5 protein-coding genes and 3 tRNA genes are annotated in these 5,582 nt (G+C 77.0%); 7 read left to right on the top strand and 1 reads right to left on the bottom strand.

From position 1 onward, the window contains the following. The first annotated feature begins 147 nt into the window (after window positions 1-147). Complete coding sequence (locus AKI01S_RS47880; RefSeq protein ID WP_067833619.1) at window positions 148-1,050, top strand: ROK family protein; 903 nt, start codon at window positions 148-150, stop codon at window positions 1,048-1,050. Window positions 1,051-1,254: 204 nt separating this feature from the next. Here AKI01S_RS47880 and AKI01S_RS47885 read toward each other — a convergent pair whose 3' ends face one another. Further along, the gene (locus AKI01S_RS47885; RefSeq protein ID WP_067833622.1) at window positions 1,255-1,641 is read right to left on the bottom strand and encodes a hypothetical protein; all 387 of its coding nucleotides are present in this window, start codon (window positions 1,639-1,641) and stop codon (window positions 1,255-1,257) included. Between the two features lie 119 nt (window positions 1,642-1,760). Here AKI01S_RS47885 and AKI01S_RS47890 point away from each other — a divergent pair, with 119 nt between their 5' ends. From AKI01S_RS47890 to AKI01S_RS47915, 6 genes are all read left to right on the top strand, one after another. Next, window positions 1,761-3,032, top strand: a complete 1,272-nt coding sequence (locus AKI01S_RS47890; RefSeq protein WP_067833625.1) for a hypothetical protein — start codon at window positions 1,761-1,763, stop codon at window positions 3,030-3,032. An 18-nt stretch (window positions 3,033-3,050) separates the two neighbouring features. Further along, window positions 3,051-3,125: transfer RNA gene (locus tag AKI01S_RS47895), tRNA-Trp, on the top strand. A gap of 7 nt (window positions 3,126-3,132) precedes the next feature. Next, window positions 3,133-3,205, top strand: a tRNA-Ala gene (locus AKI01S_RS47900). Window positions 3,206-3,260: 55 nt separating this feature from the next. Continuing rightward, window positions 3,261-3,333: transfer RNA gene (locus AKI01S_RS47905), tRNA-Cys, on the top strand. Between the two features lie 34 nt (window positions 3,334-3,367). After that, complete coding sequence (locus tag AKI01S_RS47910; RefSeq protein WP_245682097.1) at window positions 3,368-4,789, top strand: SDR family oxidoreductase; 1,422 nt, start codon at window positions 3,368-3,370, stop codon at window positions 4,787-4,789. A 10-nt stretch (window positions 4,790-4,799) separates the two neighbouring features. Continuing rightward, window positions 4,800-5,582 (top strand): leucine-rich repeat domain-containing protein (locus AKI01S_RS47915; protein ID WP_218010094.1); only part of this gene is annotated, 783 nt, incomplete at its 3' end.

Consider the following 5,582-nt stretch of genomic DNA (forward strand, 5'->3'; position numbering starts at 1 on the left):
GGCCCACCCGCGCCGCCGCGGCCCCCGCGTCGCCGCGCGGCGGGCGGGTCGCCGCCGGACACGACCTGGCCGCCTGAGACCCGCGCGCCGGTCGCGGCACCCCGCGACCGGCTATGCTCCGGCCGATCCCCGGACGGAATGGAACCCATGAACACGTTTGTCGCGCTGGACGTCGGCGGAACGTCGATGAAGGGCGGGCTGGTCGCCGCCGACGGGACCGTGCTGCTCGCCGAGTCCCGCTCCACCGGACGCGAGCGCGGGCCGGACGCCGTCGTCACCGCCGTCGGGGACTTCGCCGCCGAGCTGGCCGAACGGGCCGGGAACGCGCCGGTCGCCGCCGGGGTCGCCGTTCCCGGCATCGTGGACGAGGCGGCCGGAACCGCCGTCTACTCGGCCAACCTCGGCTGGCGCGACACTCCCCTGCGCGCCCTGCTGGAGGCCCGCCTCGGAATGCCGGTCGGGCTCGGGCACGACGTGCGCACCGGCGGGCTGGGCGAGGCCGCGCACGGCGCGGGGCGCGGCCGGGGCGACTTCCTGTTCGTGCCGCTGGGCACCGGGATCGCCGCCGCGATGATCATCAACGGGTCGCCGTACCCGGGCGCGACCGGGGCGGGCGGCGAGATCGGCCACATGGTGGTGCGGCCCGGCGGCGAGGCGTGCGCCTGCGGTCAGGCCGGCTGCCTGGAGGTCTACTCCTCCGCCTCGGCGCTGCCCCGCCGCTACGGGGACGCGTCGCTGCGGACCGAGGACGTCCTCGCGCGGGCCGCCGCGGGCGACCCGGTCGCCGCCCGCGTGTGGGAGGAGGCCCTGGACGCCCTCGCCGACGCGCTCACGGCGGCGACGATGCTGCTGGACCCGTCCCTGGTCGTGCTGGGCGGCGGGCTCGCCGGGAGCGGGGAGCGCCTGACCGTCCCGCTGGCCGACCGGCTGGCGGCGCGCTTCACGTTCCGCGAGCCGCCGCCGCTGGCGCTCGCCGAACTCGGCGCGCAGGCCGCGATGCACGGCGCCGCGATCCTGGCCGCCCGCGCCCTGAACGGCTCGAACGTCTAGTCCGTGGGTCAGGAGCCCTGGCCTGTGGTGCTCGCCTGGAGCCCGCTTCTCGCCAGGGCTTGGCGGGCGCGGCATCGCTGCGCGAGCTGACCCGCGGGTCCTCGCCTTCGGCGTCGGGCCCGCGGGGCAGGTGGCGCGCTCGCGTGCGTGGCTGGGCCCACTCCGAAGCGGGCCCTGGAGCCGGTGGCCAGGGCCCGGCCGCGGTCACGAACGGACGCGCGCCGCGGCCCTGGCCGCCTTCTCCGCGGCGACGGCCTTGGCCTTGGAGCCCTGGACCACCGCCTGCTCGCGGGCGATCCCGGCCCCGGCCTTCGCCCCGGCGCCGGCCTTGGCCGCCAGCGTGTCCACCTGCCGGCGGGCCCGGTCCCAGCGGCTCATCCTGGTGCGGCGCCGCCACCACAGGTACACCGCGACCGCGCCGGCCAGGGCACCGGCGGTCCCGGCGCCGGACCAGACGGCGGGCTTGCCCCCGAGCCCGCTCCCGCCGGAGTCCAGGTTCTCGCGCGTGCGCACGCCGTCGTCGTGCAGTTCCTCGGGCGAGCTCTGCGGGACACCGATCCCGGCGGTGTTCGGGACCTTCTGGGTCGTCATCGCCTTCCCCTCTCGCGACGCTTGCGGACGCATCCGCCGTACCCGTTCCGCCCGTCCCAAACGTCCCGGTCCGAAAACCGTGCGGGGATCGGCGGCGGGAGTCGCTAGGGTGCGGGCGCATGAGCGAGGAGATCGTCAAGGGGCGGGAGCTCCTGGAGGCCGGGGACGTCGGCGGGCTGATCCGGCATCTGCGGTTCACCGCGGAGGGGCTGCCGGTCGTCGAGGTGGCGCGGCTGGTGGAGGGCGCCGCCGCGCTGTCGGGGTTCGACGACCTGCGGGAGGCGTCGGGGGCCGTGGTGCGGGAGCCCGCCTCCCCGCAGGCGCTCTACGACTTCGGGTACGCCTGCATCGAGCGCGGGGTGCCCGAGCTGGGCGTCCCGGCGTTGCGGGAGGCCCTGGAGCTGACCGGCGGGGCGCCGCCGGTGCTGCGGGAGCTCGCGGCGGCGCTGGAGCGGGCCGAGCGGCACCGCGAGGCCGTGGAGGTCCTCCAGGCGCACGACGCGGCGCTGGAGCCGTGGCCCGACCGGTACCTGCTGGCGTTCAACGCGTTGCTGGCGGGAGGGCTGGAGATCGCCGACCGCGAGCTGGCGGCGCTGCCCGCCCCGCCCGACGACGGGTTCGCGTGGGCGCACGGGCGGTTGCGGCGCATGGTCGGACGGGCCCGCGCGGCGCACGGCGCCGGCCTCATGGACGAACGCGACCTGCGCGGCTGGCACTTCGCGCTCACCGGCGGGCTGCTCGGCGAGATCTCGCCCTACGGCTACGACGAGGGCATGGTCGGGCGCTACGCCTACACGCAGGTCAGCCCGGGGAGCTGCGTGCGCGGGCTGCTGCGGCTGCGGGCGGTGCTGGAGGCGACCGGGGTGCGGCCCCGGTCGGTGTCGCTGCTCCCCGAACGGTCCTCGCACATCCTCGGGCTGGTCGCCGCGCGGGTGCTCGGGCTGCCCGCCGCGCCGTTCCGGCCGGACGCCGCCGAGACGGTGGTGGTCGCGTTCGACCTGAACGACGCCGACGACGACTCCCTGCGCGCCCTGCACGACCGCGCCCCCGGGCAGGTCCTGTACGAGCACGCCACCTGCTGGACCGACCCGCCCGCCGTCAGCGCCGACATGTCGGGGCTGCTGCACCAGGTGGCCGTCACGCCGTGGGGCGAGCGGATGCGCATGGTGCGGGAGGGCGAGCCGGAGACCGTCCCGGCCGACGACCGGCCCGCCGAGATGATCGCGCAGGAGATCGCGCAGGCCGGTCCGGAGACCGGCGACGAGGTCGCGCCCGGCGGCACCGACGCGGACCTGGCGCGGTTCGCCGCCGCCGTCGCGGGGCACTGGCTGGCCGGGCCGCGTGACCGGTGCCCCTACACCGGTCCCGTGCGGAGCTCCCGGTTCATGTGACCCTATGCTGGCGTGCGGCGGACCGTAGCGCAGAGGTCGTCGCGCCCGGTCTCCAAAACCGGGAGGACGCCGGTTCGAATCCGGCCGGTCCGCCCCGCGCGGGGTCGTAGCGCAGAGGTCGTCGCGCCGCCTTCGCAGGGCGGAGGACGCCGGTTCGAATCCGGTCGATCCCACCCCGGAGCAGTGATGCGGGAAATGTCGGATCAAGCCGCTATGCTGCCGCACGGCAAGGCCGTAGCGCAGAGGTCGTCGCGCCCGAGCTGCAAGCTGGAGGACGCCGGTTCGAATCCGGCCGGCCTTGCCCCAGAACGTCGAAGGAGCCGCGAAGGAGCGCCGTGTCGTCCCTCCCCAGCCCGGCCGGTGCGGCGGCGGGGGGCGACGGCCCGGAGGTCCTGCCGGACGCCGCCGAGATCGAGACGTGCCTGCGGGTGCTGGCGCGGGCCCGGGGCACCGACCCCGACGACCCGCGCTGGCGTCCGGTGCACGAGGCCGCCGCGCAGCTGTACCGGTCGGGCAAGAAGGCCCGCAAGGCGGCGCGGCTGGACGAGCGGCGGCGGCACGACCGCGAGGCGCTGGCGCAGAGCGCGCGGTTCCGCGAGCAGGACCCCGGCTTCGAACGGCCCGCCGTCGAGGCCCCCGCCGCCGGGACGCCGCGCGGGGAGGCCCGGCGGCTGCGGGCGGACCGGCGCTGCTACGTGTGCAAGCAGCCCTACCGGGAGGTCCATCCCGACTACCACCTGATGTGCCCCGGGTGCGCGGCGGAGAACGTCGCGCGCCGTCACGCCCGGTGCGACCTGCGCGGGCGCCGCGCGCTGCTCACCGGCGGCCGGATCAAGATCGGGTTCTGGACGGCGCTGAAGATGCTGCGCGACGGGGCCGAGGTGATGGTCACCACCCGGTTCCCGCACGACGCGGCGCGGCGGTTCGCGGCCGTGCCCGACTCGGCCGAGTGGCTGCACCGGCTGCACGTCCACGGCGTGGACCTGCTGGACCTGCCCGGCGTGGCGCGGCTGCTGGAGACCGTCCACGAGCGGTTCGACCACCTCGACATCCTCGTCAACAACGCCGCCCAGACGATCCGGCGGCCCGCCGCCTACCACCGCGAGGTCCGGGCGGCCGAGGCCGAGCCGCTGGCGGGCACGGCCGCCCGGATCGCGCTGACCGGCGGCGACGGCGCGCCCGGCGGAACGCCGGCGCTGCCGGTGCCCGCCGACGAGGCGCTGTTCCCGGCGGGCCGCGTCGACGAGACCGGGCAGCCCCTCGACCTGCGCGACCGCAACAGCTGGGTGCTGCGGCTGCACGAGGTGGACCCGGCCGAGTGGCTGGAGGTGCAGATGGTGAACGCGTTCGCGCCGTTCCTGCTGACCTCCCGGCTGCGCGGGCTGATGGAGGCGTCGCCGTTCCCGGACCGGTACGTGGTGCAGGTGTCGGCGATGGAGGGCAGCTTCTCGCGCAGGGGCAAGACGGTGCGGCACCCGCACACCAACATGGCCAAGGCCGCGCTGAACATGCTGACCCGCACCTCGGCCGCCGACTACGCCGCGTCCGGGATCCACATGACCAGCGTGGACACCGGGTGGGTCACCGACGAGCGGCCGCACCCGAGCAAGCAGGCGCAGCGGGCGGTGGGGTTCCGGCCGCCGCTGGACGTGATCGACGGCGCGGCGCGGGTCTACGACCCGGTGGTGCGCGGGGTCGGCGGCGGCGAACGGCTGTCCGGCCTGTTCCTGAAGGACTACCGACCGGTGGAGTGGTGATGGCCCCGTGGTGAGCAACCAGCCGACCCCCGTGCGCTGCCCGGCGATCGAGCACGCCGACGTCCCGCCCGCCGACCCGGCCGGGCTGGATCCGCTGCTGGCGCGGCTGGCCGACGCCGCGCCGGTCGCGGACGACGAGACGTTCCCGCTGGGCACGCTGCGCGCCGACGGCCGCGTGGACCTGTGCAAGCAGGGCCTCGGCGCGGCGGGCGTGGCGCGGCTGGTCCCGGCGGCGGTGGCGTCCCCGCACGCCGCGCACCTGCTGCTGGGCACCAACGCGATGGGCGGCGAGGGCGCGCGGACGATCGCGGCGGCGCTGGCGCCGGGCCACGGCGTCGAGACGCTGTACCTGGGCTGCAACCGCATCGACGCGGCGGGCGCGGCCGCGCTCGCCGACCGGCTGGCCTCCGACGGGACCGTGCGGGCGCTGTGGCTCAAGCGCAACCCGGTCGGCGACGAGGGCGCGCGGGCGGTCGCGGCGATGCTGCGCCGCAACACCGCGATCCGCACGCTCGACCTGGTCAACACCGGGCTGTCCGCGGACGGCCTGCGGGCGCTGCTGGAGGCGCTGGTGGCGCGGGACCGGCCACTGGAGAGGATCTTCCTGGGCGGCAACGGGTTCGGGCCCGACGCCGCCGACCTGCTGGCGGCGCTCGTGCGGGACGCGGGGGTGCGCGAGGTGTACGCGCCCGCCAACCATCTGGGCGACGCGGGCGCGCGGACGCTGGCGGGGGCCGCCGACCCGGACCGGCCCGTCCGGCTCGGCCTCGGCGGCAACGGCGTCGGCCCGGCG

Origin of the sequence: Actinomadura kijaniata NBRC 14229 (assembly GCF_001552175.1) — a bacterium.
GTDB lineage: Bacteria > Actinomycetota > Actinomycetes > Streptosporangiales > Streptosporangiaceae > Spirillospora > Spirillospora kijaniata.